At 64.9% G+C, this 14986-nt stretch carries 15 protein-coding genes; 11 read left to right on the forward strand and 4 right to left on the reverse strand.

Translation table 11 applies throughout. The features are described 5' to 3' along the window. Position 1 precedes the first annotated feature (1 nt). The 5 genes from HHL14_RS08580 to HHL14_RS08600 all read left to right on the forward strand — a co-directional run bounded on the left by HHL14_RS08580 (position 2) and on the right by HHL14_RS08600 (position 5914). Complete coding sequence (locus HHL14_RS08580; protein WP_169497156.1) at positions 2-1489, forward strand: sugar ABC transporter ATP-binding protein; 1488 nt, start codon at positions 2-4, stop codon at positions 1487-1489. Beyond that, entirely contained in the window at positions 1470-2483 is a 1014-nt protein-coding gene (locus HHL14_RS08585; RefSeq protein ID WP_169497157.1) for an ABC transporter permease, read from the forward strand. The genes HHL14_RS08580 and HHL14_RS08585 overlap by 20 nt, the downstream gene beginning before the upstream one ends. A gap of 107 nt (positions 2484-2590) precedes the next feature. Continuing rightward, positions 2591-3553 carry a substrate-binding domain-containing protein gene (locus HHL14_RS08590; RefSeq protein ID WP_169497158.1) on the forward strand — a complete coding sequence of 321 codons (963 nt, stop codon included), beginning with the start codon at positions 2591-2593 and terminating at the stop codon, positions 3551-3553. 124 nt (positions 3554-3677) lie between these two features. Further along, positions 3678-4727 (forward strand): sugar phosphate isomerase/epimerase family protein, encoded by a 1050-nt coding sequence (locus tag HHL14_RS08595; protein WP_169497159.1) that lies wholly within the window; start codon positions 3678-3680, stop codon positions 4725-4727. A 35-nt stretch (positions 4728-4762) separates the two neighbouring features. Beyond that, positions 4763-5914 carry a Gfo/Idh/MocA family protein gene (locus HHL14_RS08600; protein WP_169497160.1) on the forward strand — a complete coding sequence of 384 codons (1152 nt, stop codon included), beginning with the start codon at positions 4763-4765 and terminating at the stop codon, positions 5912-5914. Between the two features lie 63 nt (positions 5915-5977). On the opposite strand, the gene HHL14_RS08605 is transcribed toward HHL14_RS08600, so the two are convergent. Continuing rightward, a complete protein-coding gene (locus HHL14_RS08605; protein ID WP_169497161.1) occupies positions 5978-6238 on the reverse strand; it encodes a hypothetical protein in 261 nt (86 codons plus the stop codon). Between the two features lie 141 nt (positions 6239-6379). Here HHL14_RS08605 and HHL14_RS08610 point away from each other — a divergent pair, with 141 nt between their 5' ends. Continuing rightward, positions 6380-7129 (forward strand): class I SAM-dependent methyltransferase, encoded by a 750-nt coding sequence (locus HHL14_RS08610; RefSeq protein ID WP_169497162.1) that lies wholly within the window; start codon positions 6380-6382, stop codon positions 7127-7129. Here the strand turns inward: HHL14_RS08610 and HHL14_RS08615 are convergent. Further along, a complete protein-coding gene (locus HHL14_RS08615) occupies positions 7059-7823 on the reverse strand; it encodes a ParA family protein (RefSeq protein WP_169497163.1) in 765 nt (254 codons plus the stop codon). The genes HHL14_RS08610 and HHL14_RS08615 overlap by 71 nt on opposite strands. A 283-nt stretch (positions 7824-8106) precedes the next feature. Between HHL14_RS08615 and HHL14_RS08620 the strand changes: the two genes are divergently transcribed. Further along, entirely contained in the window at positions 8107-8370 is a 264-nt protein-coding gene (locus HHL14_RS08620; RefSeq protein WP_169497164.1) for a hypothetical protein, read from the forward strand. Between the two features lie 146 nt (positions 8371-8516). On the opposite strand, the gene HHL14_RS08625 is transcribed toward HHL14_RS08620, so the two are convergent. Continuing rightward, positions 8517-9701: an ABC transporter substrate-binding protein gene (locus HHL14_RS08625; protein ID WP_169497165.1), complete on the reverse strand. Its 1185-nt coding sequence runs from the start codon at positions 9699-9701 to the stop codon at positions 8517-8519. Between the two features lie 56 nt (positions 9702-9757). Next, positions 9758-10699, reverse strand: a complete 942-nt coding sequence (locus HHL14_RS08630) for a CysB family HTH-type transcriptional regulator (RefSeq protein WP_169497166.1) — start codon at positions 10697-10699, stop codon at positions 9758-9760. A 226-nt stretch (positions 10700-10925) separates the two neighbouring features. Between HHL14_RS08630 and HHL14_RS08635 the strand changes: the two genes are divergently transcribed. The 4 genes from HHL14_RS08635 (at position 10926) to cysD (ending at position 14971) form a co-directional block, all read left to right on the forward strand. After that, complete coding sequence (locus tag HHL14_RS08635; protein WP_169497167.1) at positions 10926-12605, forward strand: nitrite/sulfite reductase; 1680 nt, start codon at positions 10926-10928, stop codon at positions 12603-12605. Positions 12606-12626: 21 nt separating this feature from the next. Continuing rightward, positions 12627-13169: a DUF934 domain-containing protein gene (locus HHL14_RS08640; RefSeq protein WP_169497168.1), complete on the forward strand. Its 543-nt coding sequence runs from the start codon at positions 12627-12629 to the stop codon at positions 13167-13169. Continuing rightward, a complete protein-coding gene (locus HHL14_RS08645; RefSeq protein ID WP_169497169.1) occupies positions 13166-13912 on the forward strand; it encodes a phosphoadenylyl-sulfate reductase in 747 nt (248 codons plus the stop codon). The genes HHL14_RS08640 and HHL14_RS08645 overlap by 4 nt, the downstream gene beginning before the upstream one ends. Before the next feature lie 96 nt (positions 13913-14008). Then, on the forward strand, positions 14009-14971 hold the full coding sequence (gene cysD / locus HHL14_RS08650) for a sulfate adenylyltransferase subunit CysD (RefSeq protein ID WP_169497170.1): 963 nt from the start codon (positions 14009-14011) through the stop codon (positions 14969-14971). The last annotated feature ends 15 nt before the right edge of the window (positions 14972-14986 follow it).

Here is a 14986-nt window from a genome sequence, read left to right on the forward strand (position 1 = left end):
GATGAGCCTCGCGATCCGCTTCGACGACATCCGCAAGGACTTCGGTCCGGTGCGCGTGCTGCACGGCGTGAGCTTCGAGCTGGCGCCGGGGCGCATCTACGGACTGCTCGGCGAGAACGGCGCGGGCAAGTCGACGCTGATGAAAATCCTTGCCGGTTACGAGGCGGCGAGTTCGGGCAGCGTGTTCGTCGACGGTCACGCGCAGCGCTTCGCCGGTTCGCGCGATGCCGAAGCTCAGGGCATCGTGCTGATTCACCAGGAGTTCAACCTCGCCGAGCATCTGACGATCGCGCAGAACATGTACCTCGGCCACGAAAAGCGCCGCGGCTGGTTCGTCGACGATGCCGCGATGCGCGCCGACGCCGCGCGCTATCTCGCGCAGGTCGGTCTGCAGAAATCGCCGGACACGAAAGTGCGCGAGCTGATCGTCGCGGAAAAGCAGATGGTCGAGATCGCGAAGGCGCTGTCGCGGCGCGCGCGGCTGCTGATCATGGACGAACCGACCGCGACGCTGACGCCCGCCGAAACCGAGCGCCTGTTCGCGCTGATGGCGAAGCTGAAGGCCGACGGCGTGACGATCGTCTACATCTCGCACAAGCTCGACGAGGTCGAACGCATCACCGACGAAGTGATCGTGATGCGCGACGGCCGCTTCGTCGCGCGCGGCGAAACCGCGGGACTCGCGCGGCAGCAGATGGCCAACCTGATGGTCGGGCGCGAGCTGTCCGACATGTTTCCGACCAAGCTGACGGTGCCCGCCGACACGCCGCTCGCGTTGCAGGTGCGTGGTCTCACGGTGCCCGACTGGGTCGAGGATCTGAGCTTCGAGGTGCGCGCGGGCGAAGTGCTCGGCTTCGCGGGGCTCGTCGGCGCGGGCCGCACCGAGGCGTTCGAGGCGATCATCGGCTTGCGCAAACGCACGGCCGGCACGATCGAGATCGCAGGCCGGGCAGTCGATCTGAGGAACCCGCGCGACGCGATGCGCCACGGCCTCACGTACCTGAGCGAGGACCGCAAGGGCAAGGGCCTGCACGTCAACCTGAGCCTGCAGGACAACCTCACGCTGATGACGCTCGAACGCTACGCGCATCCGCTGCTCGACCTGAAGGCGGGGCGCGCGGCGTTGCAGAAGGCGGTCGGCGAATTCGGCATTCGCACCGGCGATCTGTCGAGCCGCGCGCGCATGCTCTCCGGCGGCAATCAGCAGAAGCTCGCGCTCGCGAAATTCTTGCAACCCGAACCGAACGTGATCGTGCTCGACGAGCCGACGCGCGGCGTCGACGTCGGCGCGAAGCGCGACATCTATTTTCTGATTCACCGCCTCGCTGCGCAGGGCCGCGCGGTGATCGTCATTTCATCCGAACTGATCGAGCTGATCGGCTTGTGCCATCGCGTCGCGGTGATGCGCGCCGGACGCCTGCAAGCGACGCTTACGCTCGAACATCTGACCGAAGAGGAGTTGATCGCCCATGCGACCGGCACCCACTGAAGCGGTGCAATCCCGCCGCGCGTTGCGCGTCGCCCAGCGTCTCTACGCGCTCGGGCCGCTGGTCGGGCTGATCGTGCTGTGCATCGTCGGCACGCTGCTCAATCGCGACTTCGCGACGCTCGACAATCTGATGAACGTGCTCACGCGCACGTCGTTCATCGGCATCATCGCGGTCGGTATGACCTTCGTGATCATTTCCGGCGGCATCGATCTGTCGGTCGGCTCGATGGCCGCGCTGATCGCGGGCAGCATGATCTGGCTGATGAACGCGCTGGCATCGGGTGCAACCGGCCACACGTTCGCGCCGCTCGCGATTGTGACGATCGGCATCGTCGCTGCTTTGGTTCTCGGTGCATTGTTCGGCTGCGCGCACGGCCTGCTGATCACCAAAGGGCGGATCGAGCCGTTCATCGTCACGCTTGGGACGCTGGGGATTTTTCGCGCGGTGCTCACGTGGCTCGCCGACGGCGGCGCGCTGACGCTCAACGATTCGTTATCCGATCTATATGGTCCCGTCTATTACGCGAGTCTGTTTGGCGTGCCGGTGCCGATCTGGGTGTTTCTGGTGGTCGCGGCGGGCGGCGCGTTGATCCTCAACCGCACCGCGTTCGGCCGGCACGTGCAGGCGATCGGCTCGAACGAACAGGTCGCGCGTTATGCGGCGATCCGCGTCGATACGGTGAAGATCGTCACCTATGTGCTGCTGGGGATTTGCGTCGGCGTCGCGACGGTGTTGTACGTGCCGCGGCTCGGTTCGGCGACGCCGACCACGGGTCTGCTGTGGGAGCTGGAGGCGATCGCGTCGGTGGTGGTGGGCGGTACCGCGTTGAAGGGCGGCGAAGGACGCGTGATCGGCACGGTGATCGGCGCGATCCTGCTGTCGGTGATCGCCAATATTCTGAATCTGACCAGCATCATCAGCGTGTATCTGAACGCGGCGGTGCAGGGCGTCGTGATTATTTTCGTCGCGTTCGTGCAGCGGGGGCGGCGGTAGTGGTGGGTGGCAAACGAAACGAGCAAACGCAACAACGCAGTCGCAGTGAACCAACGGCAGTTCCGAATAATCGGGGCGCGCGAACGCCTCATGACAGGAGACACACCATGAAGCAGGTCATTCGAGCGATCGGCGCCGGCATGCTGGCGTTGGGGATGCTGGGCACGGCCGGCGTGGCGCGCGCCGACGACAAGGTCACGCTGGGCGTCGCGATTCCGACGGCCGATCACGGTTTCACCGGCGGCATCGTGTGGTGGGCGAACAAGGCGAAGGCCGATCTGGAGAAGGCGCATCCCGATCTGAAGGTGATCGTGAAGACCGCGGCCAACGCGCCCGAGCAGGCGAACCAGCTGCAGGACCTCGTGACGGTCAACAAGATCAATGCGCTGGTGATCTTCCCGTATGAATCGGCGTCGCTCACGCAACCGGTCGCGCAGGTGAAGAAGAAAGGCGTGTACGTGACGGTGGTCGATCGCGGCCTGACCGACACCAGCGCGCAGGACGCGTACGTGGCCGGCGACAACACCGCGTTCGGCAAGATCCCCGCCGAGTATCTGGCGAAGGCGCTCGACGGCAAGGGCAACATCGTCGCGCTGCGCGGCATTCCGACCACGCTCGACAACGAACGTTGGACCGCCTTCACCGGCGTGCTGAAGAACTACCCCGAGATCAAGATTCTCGACGGCAAGTACGCGAACTGGAATCGCGACGACGCGTTCAAGGTGATGCAGGACTACCTGACGCGCTTCAAGCACATCGACGCCGTGTGGGCCGCCGACGACGACATGGCGGTCGGCGTGATCAAGGCGATCGATCAGGCCAGGCGCAACGACATCAAGATCGTGTTCGGCGGCGCGGGCTCGAAGGGCATGGTGAAGAACGTGATGGACGGCGCGCCGATGATCAAGGCCGATGTGTCGTACTCGCCGAAATTCATCTACGACGCGATCAAGCTGACTGCCGAAGCGCGCCTGAAGGGCGACAAGCTGCCGGCGACGACGATCATTCCGTCGGTGCTGATCACGAAGGAAAACGCGCAGCAGTTCTATTTCCCGGACTCGCCGTTCTGAGCGGCGCTTTGAGCCACGCTTCAGGCCACGCGTTGGGCAACGCATAGCGCGCGCGTTGCACGGTCCCGTTCGCGTCAGGTGAGCGGAGGCCGTGCGGGCGCGCGCCCGTTCGAGGAGCCGTACGATGAAAACCATCAAGGGTCCGGCGATTTTTCTCGCCCAGTTCATGGGCGACGACGTGCCGTTCGACAATCTCGCGCATCTGGCCGGCTGGGCCGCGGGGCTCGGCTTCAAGGGCATCCAGGTGCCGTGCGATTCACGTCTGATCGACCTCGAAAAAGCCGCGACCAGCGACGCGTATTGCGACGAACTGCGCGAAACCGTCGATCGCGCGGGCGTCGCGATTACCGAATTGTCGACGCATCTGCAGGGCCAACTGGTCGCCGTGCATCCGGCCTACGACACGTTGTTCGACGCCTTCGCCGCGCCGGCCGTGCGCGGCAATCCGGCGGCGCGCACCGAATGGGCGATCGCGCAGATGAAGCTCGCGGCGCAGGCGTCGCGGCGTCTGGGCCTCAGCACGCACGTCTCGTTTTCGGGCGCGCTCGCGTGGCCGTATCTGTATCCGTGGCCGCAGCGGCCGGCCGGTCTCGTCGAGGCCGCATTCGACGAACTCGCGCGCCGCTGGCGGCCGATTCTCGATGCGTTCGACGCCGCCGGCGTCGACGTTTGCTACGAGCTGCATCCGGGTGAAGACCTGCACGACGGCGTGACGTTCGAGCGTTTTCTCGCCGCGCTCGACGAGCATCCGCGCGCGAACATCCTGTACGACCCGAGCCATTTCGTGCTGCAGCAACTCGACTACCTCGCGTTCATCGACATCTATCACGCGCGCATCAAGGCGTTTCATGTGAAGGACGCCGAGTTCCGACCGACCGGCAAGCAGGGCGTGTATGGCGGCTATAGCGGCTGGGTCGAACGCGCGGGGCGCTTTCGCTCGCTCGGCGACGGGCAGATCGATTTCGGCGCGATCTTCTCGAAGATGGCGCAGTTCGATTTCGCGGGCTGGGCGGTGCTCGAATGGGAGTGCGCGTTGAAGCATCCGCACGATGGCGCGCGTGAAGGCGCGGAGTTTATCCGTCGCCACATCATCCGCGTGACCGAGCATACGTTCGACGATTTCGCCGGCAGCGGCGTCGATGCCGCGCAACTGAAGCGCGTGCTGGGCCTCTGACGGCGGCGCGCTCGCGAACCCAGGGAGTGCAAACGATGCAACACGGAAAGCTCAGGCTCGGCATGGTCGGCGGCGGGCAGGGCGCGTTCATCGGCGCGGTGCATCGGATCGCCGCGCGGCTCGACGACCGCTTCGAACTGGTGGCGGGCGCGCTGTCGTCCGATCCTGAGCGCGCGCGGGCGAGCGCCGCCGAGGCCGGCATCGCGCGCAGTTACGCGGACTGGCGCGAGATGGCACGTGCCGAAGCCGCGCGCGACGACGGCATCGACGCGGTCGCGATCGTCACGCCGAATCATCTGCACGCGCCGGTCGCGACGGCGTTTCTCGACGCCGGCATCCACGTGATCTGCGATAAGCCGCTGGCGGTGTCGCTGGCCGAAGGCGAAGCGCTCGCGCAGCTTGCGCGTTCGAAAGGGCGGTTGTTCGCGCTGACCCACACGTATTCGGGCTATCCGCTGGTGCGGCATGCGCGCGAGCTGGTCGAGCGCGGCGAACTCGGCGAGATCCGCGTCGTGCAGGTCGAGTATGCGCAGGATTGGCTCGCCGAGCCGGTCGAAGCGGGCGGCGCGAACCGGCAGGCCGTCTGGCGCACCGATCCGGCGTTGGCCGGCCCGGCCGGTTGTCTCGGCGATATCGGCACGCATGCGTATCAACTGGCCGCGTTCGTGACGGGGCGCAGGCCCGACGCTTTGTCGGCGGAACTGCACACGTTCGTGCCGGGGCGTCGCATCGACGATCATGTGCAGGCGATGCTGCGCTACGCGAACGGCGCGCGCGGCATGTTGTGGGCGAGTCAGGTGGCGAGCGGCGCGGAGAATGCGTTGCGGCTGCGCGTGTACGGCACGAAGGCGGGGCTCGCGTTCGATCAGGAAGCGCCGAACGAATTGTGGTTCACCCCGCTGGGCGGCGCGGCCGAGCGATTGACGCGCGCTCGCGTGAAGAGCCCGATCGCCGCGCATGCGACGCGCGTGCCGGCTGGGCATCCGGAGGGCTATCTGGAAGCGTTCGCGCAGCTATACAAGGATGCGGCGTTGCAGATCGACGCGTTGAACGCGGGTCGTGCGCCGCCACCGGAGAGCCTGCTGTTGACGACCGTCGATGACGGCGTCGACGGTTTGCGGTTTATCGACGCGGTGCTGAAAAGCAGTGCGGCCGATGGGCGGTGGGTGAAGCTTGCCGGCGCGTGAGAGGGTGCAGAAGGTGATGCATTAAGCGCGGCAGTGGCGCAGGTATCGAAGCCGCTCGGGGCCTCAACCGCCCTTGCTCTTCTTGATCTGTGCTTCGAACGCGATGTCGAGCTTGCTGGCCTTGCGCGGTTTTTGCGGGCCGTAGGCGTCGACGAATTTGACGAAGTCGTCGAGTTCGAGCGGGTCGGAGACTTTTTTATCGATGCCGCTCGATTTATCGACCAGGTAGAACACGCCGCCGGACAGGCTGATCGCGGCGAAGCGCGGATTGCCGGTGCGCGTTTTCAGGCGCTCGACGGCGTGGATGGCTCGGGTGGTGCGCATGGTGGGGACTGCGAGTGCGGATGGGAGAGAATCCGCTACTTTAACAATTTCGTTGTCGTCGTGCCGTTGCGCGATAACGGTCGACGCGCCGACAATCGGCGGCACAATCCTCACCGCCAACCTTTCCGGGCCACGCAGCCAATGAACCTCGACCCCTTGAGCGACAGCAAGATCATCGATGCATGGCGGCACAACGCGGCGCCGTGGCAGAGCGCGGTGCGCGACGGCGCAATCGAAAGCCGGCGGCTCGCGACCGATCAGGCCGTGCTGGACGCGGTGCTCGCGTGCGAACCGGCTAGCTTGCTCGATCTGGGTTGCGGCGAAGGCTGGCTCGCGCTCGCGTTGCAGCGCCAGCGCATCGACGTGACGGCGGTCGACGTCGTGGCCGAACTGGTGCGCGCGGCGACCGATGCGGGCGTGAACGATGCCCGCGTGCTGTCGTACGAAGAGATCGCCGCCGGCGCGCTCGATCTGCGCGTCGACGTGGTGGTCTGCAATTTCTCGCTGCTCGGCAAGGAGTCGGTGGACGATCTGCTGCGCGCGATGCCGACGCTGCTCGCACCCGGCGGCTCGTTGATCGTGCAGACCTTGCATCCGGTGCTGGCGTGCGGCGACGCGCCGTACGTCGACGGCTGGCGCAGCGGTTCGTGGGCCGGTTTCGGCGACGCCTTCAGCGATGCGCCGCCGTGGTACTTCCGCACCTTGCAGACGTGGATCGAGCTGATCGGCGCGAGCGGGCTGGTGCTGCGGCAGATGCGCGAACCGCTGCATCCGCGAACCGGCAAGCCGGCGTCGGTGATTTTCCGCGCGCAGGCGTGGACTACTGGCTCAACTCCCGATGCAGCGCCCGATACTCCTGTGCGAGCTTGTGTCCCGGATCGAGGTGAATGACCGGCGTCGCCTGCTGATGCGACTCGCGAATCTTCACCGACGACGACAGCCGCGCCCCCAACACCGGCAGACCTTCGCCGATCAGTTCGTCGACCAGCTTCTGCGGCAGACTCGCGCGCGGCTGGAACTGGTTGATGACGATCCCTTCCACTTCCAGCGCGTCGTTGTGATCCTGGCGGATCTCCTTGACGTTTTCGAGCAGCGTGTAAAGCGCGCGACGCGAAAAGTCGTCGCAGTCGAACGGAATCAGGCAGCGCTCGACGGCGATCAGCGCGGAGCGGGTGTAGAAGTTCAGCGCGGGCGGTGTGTCGATGTAGATCGCGTCGTACATGTCGAGCTCGTTGAGCGCGTCGCGCAGCTTGTAGATCTTGTAGCGCGATTCCAGCTTGCCGTGCAGCGTGTCGAGGTCCGCATGCGCGGGCATCACGTCGAGGTTCTCGAAGCGGGTCGAGTGAATGAACGAGGTTGCCTCGACGGGCTTGAAGCTGAACGACAGCGCGGTGTCGAAGAAGTCGGCGGCGGTCGGGCGCAGCTCGCCTGCCTGCGGGCCGAGCAGATATTGGCTCGAATTCGCCTGGGCATCGAGGTCGATCACGAGCGTGCGCAGCCCTTCGCTCGCGCTGATCGCCGCCAGGTTGCAGACGATGGTCGATTTGCCCACGCCACCTTTCTGATTGAATACAACGCGCCGCATGGTCTCCCCTTGAGCGGAACTGGTTACGAAAGCGCCCAGCATACCTGAGTCGGATGACCGGATTGGGGTGGGCGGTGGCTTTTCTGCGTCGCGTGCGGTGCCGGGTGGCGGTTGGCGGAGACGCCGCCAGTTGTTAACTTTGATCAAAAAGTGCCCCGCGTCGCCAGCCGCGGTCTACGATGCTTTGCCGCTGGCCGTTACAGGGAGGGCGGCGAATCCTCCCGTACGTATCGTGTGTGGCCGCGTGCCACACGCCCTATATCAATCGAGTTTGGAGAATGCTATGAAATATCTTCTCGCTGCCCTGCTGGGCGCAGGCCTTGGCATCGGTCTGTCCGGCGCGGCGTACGCGGTCGACGTGAACGTCAACGTCGGTACGCCCGCTCCGGTCATGGTGCAGCAGCCTGTCGTCGTTCAGCAGGGTTGGCACGGCGACCGCTATTGGGACGGTCATCGCTACTGGGAACGCCGGGAATGGGAGGAGCGCCATCACCACCACGAGCGTGGTCACTGCCCTCCGGGTCACGCGAAGAAGGGCGAGTGCTGATGGCGGCATCGTCTGCGTCGCTCGGCGGCCTGGCCGTCTGAGCGGGTCACCGCTCAGCGAACCGCTCAGCGCGCGGCGGCCTCCATCCAGCGGGCCGCCATCGAATGTATCAATCGGAATCCCGGTTCAGAACCGGGCCGCGATCCTCACTGACTCAGATAAACGAACTTGCCGTCCTTGATGATGCCCATCACGCTCGCCCGCTGATCGAGGCCGACGTGATCCTTCGGGCTCGTATTGACAACACCGTTCGGCACCACCAGCTCATGCGCGTGCTCCAGTTCGTCGCGCAGCGCGACGCGGAACGCCGGCGTGCCCGGCTGCGCGGTCTTCAGCGCACGCGCCACCGCGTCCTGCAGGCGCGGATACACGCCTGCTGCATCGCCGGCGAACTGCGTGACGCTGCCGGGACCGTATTTCGCCTCGTACGCGTTGACGAACGCGAGCGCCGCCTTCTTCGATGGATGATCGGCCGGCAGCGTGCGCGCGACCACGACCGGCTGGGTCGGGAACAGCGTGCCTTCCACGTCCTTGCCGCCGAGCTTGATGAATTCCGGCGTCGCGATGCCATGCGTCTGATAGATCGGCCCCTTGTAGCCGCGCTCGATCAGCGTGCGCTGCGGCAGCACGGTCGGCGTGCCCGCGCCGGCGATCAGGATCGCGTCCGGCTTCGCGGCCATCAGCTTGAGGATCTGGCCGGTCACGCTTGCGTCGGTGCGGTTGTAGCGCTCGGTCGCGACCAGCTGGATATGGCGCAGCGCCGCGAACTTGCCGAACTCGTTGAGCCAGCTTTCGCCGTACGCATCGGCGAAACCGATGAAGCCGACCGTCTTGACGTTGTGGTTCGCCATGTAGCGCGTCATCACGTCGGCCATCGCGCTGTCGGTCTGCGCCATCTTGTAGGCCCAGACCTTCTTGCCTTCCTGCGGCTCGACCACGCTCGCCGAGCCGATCAGCGTGATCATCGGCGTCTGGCTTTCGGCGACCGGATCGAGCGCGGCCATCGCGGCCGGCGTGATGTTCGGGCCGACGATCACGTCGACGTGGTCTTCGTTGATCAGCTTGCGGATGTTGCGCACGGCCGCGCCGGGGTCGGACGCGTCGTCGAGGAAGATGTAGTCGGCTTTCTGGCCGGCGATGGTCGGCGGCCACATCAGCATCGCGTTCTTGCTGGTGATGCCGATCACGGCGGCGGGGCCGGTGTTCGACAGATCGATGCCGACTTTCAGGTCGGCGCGCGCGGCGCCCGCGACGAGCAGCGCGCCGGCGGCAGCGGCCACGGCCGTCAGGCCGCGCAGGGTTTTCCGAAGCTTATTGTTATGCGACGTCATCAGAAGGTCTCCAAAGCGGGAAGGCAAGGTCGTGCCGGGGTGGTGGCGGTCCCCGGTCAAAGTTCGTAGGATTCGTGTTCGCCCTTCAGCGCCTGCTCGATCAGCCTGCGGTTCAGGCTCGGCGACAGCAGCTCGACCAGCGTGTACACGTAGCTGCGCAGATACGCGCCCTGTTTCAGCGCGACGCGCGTCACGTTGCTGCCGAACAGATGGCCGACCGGCATCGCGCGCAGGTGGCGGTCGCGCTCGGCGTTGAACGCGATGTCGGCCATGATGCCGACGCCGAGGCCGAGTTCGACGTAGGTCTTGATCACGTCGGCGTCGATCGCCTCCAGCACGATGTCCGGGTGCAGGCCGCGCAGGCGGAACGCCTCGTTGATCTTGGTGCGGCCGGCGAACGCGTTGTCGTAGGTGATCAGCGGGTACTGGGTCAGATCGTCGAGCGACAGCAGCTTGCGCTCGAGCAGCGGATGATCCTGCTGCATCACCGCGACGTGGTGCCACTGGAAGCAGGGCAGCGACACCAGTTCCTTATAGTTGGAGATCGCTTCGGTCGCGATTGCGAGGTCGGCCTGGTCGTGCAGCACCATTTCGGCGACCTGGGTCGGGCTGCCTTGCAGAATCGAAAGGTGAACCTTCGGGAAGCGCTTCTTGAATTCTGCAATCGCGGCGGGCAGCGAGTAGCGCGCCTGGGTGTGGGTCGCGGCGATCGTCAGGTTGCCCTGATCCTGCGCGGCGTAGTCTTTGCCGACCCGCTTGAGGCTTTCCACTTCCTGAAGGATTTTTTCGATCGATTGCAATATGATGCGGCCCGGCTCGGTCAGCGAGCGCACGCGCTTGCCGTGGCGGGTGAAGATCTCGACGCCCAGCTCGTCCTCGAGCTCGATGATCGCCTTCGAGACGCCCGGCTGGCTGGTAAATAGCGCCTTGGCCGCTTCAGTGAGGTTGTAGTTCTGCCGCACAGCCTCGCGGACGAAGCGGAATTGGTGCAGGTTCATATATAACCTCGCCGCATATAAAAAGAATTTTTTAGTCGTTTGAAATATAAGGCGAGTTTATTACGATCTGTCCATCTTTTTCAATATGGATATCTGTATTTGTCATAAGCAAATAAGCGATCGGTCTAAACGCTTGTCTGCCTGAACTGACCAACACGGATATTCGAGCCGCGGCGGAACCGGACCGCCGCGTGACACGCAAGTTTCGAAAAATTGGGGTCCCCGAATGTACCAATACGATCAGTACGACCAGACCATCGTCGATGAACGGGTCGCGCAGTACGCCGATCAGGTTCGCCGCCGCTTGTCGGGCGAATTGAGCGAAGAGGAATTCCGTCCGCTGCGCCTGCAGAACGGCCTGTACTACCAGCGTCACGCGTACATGCACCGCATCGCGATTCCGTACGGCAACCTGCGCAGCGACCAGATGCGCGTGCTCGCGCAGATCGCGCGCGAACACGACCGCGGCTACGGCCATTTCTCGACCCGTTCGAACATCCAGTACAACTGGATCAAGCTTGAGGAAACGCCGGAAATCCTGCGCAAGCTCGCGTCCGTGCAGATGCACGGCATCCAGACCTCGGGCAACTGCATCCGCAACATCACCGCCGATCAATTCGCGGGCGTCGCGCCCGACGAAGTGGTCGATCCGCGTCCGTGGGCCGAAATCCTGCGTCAATGGTCGACGTTCCACCCGGAATTCGCATGGCTGCCGCGCAAGTTCAAGATCGCGGTGTCGGGCTCGAAGGAAGACCGCGCGGCCGTGCAGATCCACGACATGGGCGTGTATCTGAAGAAGAACGAGCAGGGCGAACTGCTGGTCGACATCCTTGCCGGTGGCGGGCTGGGCCGCACGCCGATCGTCGGCGCGATCATCAAGCGCGATCTGCCGTGGCAGCATCTGCTGACCTACTGCGAAGCCGTGTTGCGTGTGTACAACCGCTACGGCCGGCGCGACAACATGTACAAGGCGCGGATCAAGATTCTCGTGAAGGCGCTGTCGCCGGAGAAATTTTCCGCGCAGGTCGACGAAGAGTGGCAGCACCTGAAGGACGGTCCGTCCACGCTCACGCAGGCGGAAGTGGATCGCGTCGCGCAATACTTCGTGCCGCCCGCCTACGACAAGCTGCCGGACACCGACGCATCGTTCGAAAAGCATCTGCTGGAAAACCGCTCGTTCGCCCGCTGGGTCGAGCGTAACGTGCGTCCGCACAAGGTCGGGGGCTACGCGTCGGTCACGCTGTCGCTGAAGCCGACCACGATCGCCCCGGGCGACGCGACGGACGCGCAGATGGAAGCGGTCGCCGACTGGGCCGACGAGTATTCGTTCGGCCAGATCCGCGTGTCGCACGAACAGAACCTGATCCTCGCGGACGTGAAGAAGCGCGATCTGTTCGAGCTGTGGGAAAAAGCCAAGGCGCAAGGTTTCGCGACGCCGAACATTGGTCTGCTGACCGACATCATCGCGTGCCCGGGCGGCGACTTCTGCTCGCTCGCGAACGCGAAGTCGATTCCGATCGCGCTGGCGATCCAGGAACGCTTCAACGATCTCGACTACGTGTACGACCTCGGCGATGTGTCGCTGAACATCTCGGGCTGTATCAACGCGTGCGGTCACCACCACGTCGGCAACATCGGCATTCTGGGCGTCGACAAGGACGGCTCGGAGTGGTACCAGGTGACGCTCGGCGGCGAGCAGGGCACCGGCGCGACCGGCGCACATCTGGGCCGCGTGATCGGCCCGTCGTTCTCGGCCGAGGAAATGCCGGACGTGATGAGCAAGGTGATCGATACGTTCGTGGAAAACCGTCAGGACGGCGAGCGTTTCATCGATACGTACAACCGTATCGGCCTCACGCCGTTCAAGGAGCGCGTGTACGCCGCGCGTCAACCGGCTCACGCGTAACCGCGAAAGGATACTGAACAGATGGCTTCTATCATCAAGAATCGCGCGATCGTCAACGACGACTGGACCGTCGTGCGCTCGGCCGAAGACGGCACGCTGCCGGCCGTGAACGCACTGCCGGCCGGCAAGGTCATCGTGCCGCTGGCGCTGTGGCAGGCCGAGCGCGATGCGCTCATCGCATCGCGCGGCGCCGCCGAACTCGGCGTGTGGCTCGCGCCGGATAGCGAGCCGGCGGACATCGTCGTCGATTTCGACAAGCTCGCGCTGATCGCGGTGGACTTCCCGGTGTTCCGCGACGGCCGTGGCTACAGCATCGGCCGCCTGCTGCGCGAGCGTTATGGCTACAAGGGCGAACTGCGTTCGATCGGCGACGTGCTGCGCGACCAGATCACCTTCATGTACCGCTGCGGCTTCGACGCCTACGCGCTGCGCGCCGACAAGGACCTCAACGATGCGCTGAAGGCGTTCGACGAGTTCAGCGTGCAATACCAGAGCGCGGTGGATCTGTCGCCGCTGTTCCGCCGCCGCGCCGCGCAGGCCGGCGCCGACAAGGTTTCGGCATGAGCACCGTTCAGTCGCTGAGCCCGGAACTGGCCGCGAAGGTCGAGCGTCTCGACACGCTGCTCGATTCGATCGCCGCGCGCCACGCGAACGTGAAGCTCGCGAGCAGCCTGGCGGCCGAAGACATGCTGCTCACCCACGCGATCCTGTCACGCAAGGTGAAGATCGGCATCTTCTCGCTGAATACGGGCCGTCTGCATGCCGAAACGCTCGGCATGCTCGATACCGTGAAGGCGCGCTATGGCTACGACCTCGAGCAGTTTCATCCGCAGGCTGCCGCGGTCGGGCAGTATGTGAGCGAGCACGGCCTGAACGCTTTCTACGAAAGCGTCGAGTTGCGCAAGCGCTGCTGCGAGATCCGCAAGGTCGAGCCGCTGAACCGCGCGCTCTCGGACGTCAGCGCCTGGGTGACGGGCCAGCGCCGCGAGCAGTCGGTCACCCGTGCCGAGCTGCATGAGGAAGAGCTCGACGGCGCGCGCAACATCGCCAAGTTCAATCCGCTCGCGGACTGGACCGAAGCCGAGGTCTGGGATTATCTTAAGGCCTTCGACGTGCCGGTCAATCCGCTGCATGCGCGCGGGTATCCGAGCATCGGCTGCGAGCCGTGTACGCGGGCGATCCGCCCCGGCGAGGACAGCCGGGCGGGGCGCTGGTGGTGGGAGTCGCGCGATACCAAGGAATGCGGCTTGCACATCACGGCGATTACCCCGATCGCGGCCGAGCGCAGCGAAAACGCGTCGGCCTGAGCGCCTCGCACCGAATTTGCGGCTCGCGCCGCCGAAACGATTTGAATACTTCCGCTCGCGCGCCAGCGCGCCGGGCGCACCAACGAAGGACTCGCTATGAGCACCACGCTCGATCCCACTGTCAACGCTCCGCTTGCCAACACGGCCAACCGGATGGATCACCTCGATTGGCTCGAAGCCGAGTCGATTCACATCCTGCGCGAACTGGTCGCCGAATGCAGCAAGCCGGCGCTGCTGTTTTCGGGCGGTAAGGATTCCGTGGTGGTGCTCGCACTTGCGCTGAAGGCGTTCGGCCTCGGTGCGAACCGCAAGACCCAGTTGCCGTTCCCGCTCGTGCATATCGACACCGGCCATAACTACGACGAGGTGATCGACTTCCGCGATCGCCGCGCGCAGGAAATCGGCGCCGAGCTGGTGGTCGGCCATGTCGAGGATTCGATCAAGCGCGGCACCGTGCGTCTGCGTCGCGAAACCGATTCGCGCAATGCCGCGCAGGCGGTCACGCTGCTCGAAACCATCGAGCAATACGGCTACACCGCGATGATCGGCGGCGCGCGTCGCGACGAAGAAAAGGCCCGCGCGAAAGAGCGCATCTTCTCGTTCCGCGACGAATTCGGCCAGTGGGACCCGAAGGCGCAGCGCCCGGAACTGTGGAGCCTGTACAACGCGCGTCTGCACAACGGCGAACACCTGCGCGTGTTCCCGATCTCGAACTGGACCGAACTCGACGTGTGGCAGTACATCGCGCGCGAACAGCTCGAACTGCCGTCGATCTACTACGCGCACCAGCGCGAGATCGTGCGTCGCAACGGGCTGCTGGTGCCGGTCACGCCGCTCACGCCGATGCGTGAGGGCGAGACGAGCGAACAGGCGCTCGTGCGCTTCCGGACCGTCGGTGACATCAGCTGCACGTGCCCGGTCGAAAGCGACGCGGACGACATCGAGAAGATCATCGCCGAGACGGCCGTTACCGAAATCACGGAACGCGGCGCGACGCGGATGGACGATCAGGTGTCCGAAGCGGCGATGGAACAGCGCAAGAAGCAAGGTTATTTCTAAGCACACGACCAAGGG

This window comes from Paraburkholderia antibiotica (genome assembly GCF_012927125.1).
Taxonomy (GTDB): Bacteria; Pseudomonadota; Gammaproteobacteria; order Burkholderiales; family Burkholderiaceae; genus Paraburkholderia; species Paraburkholderia antibiotica.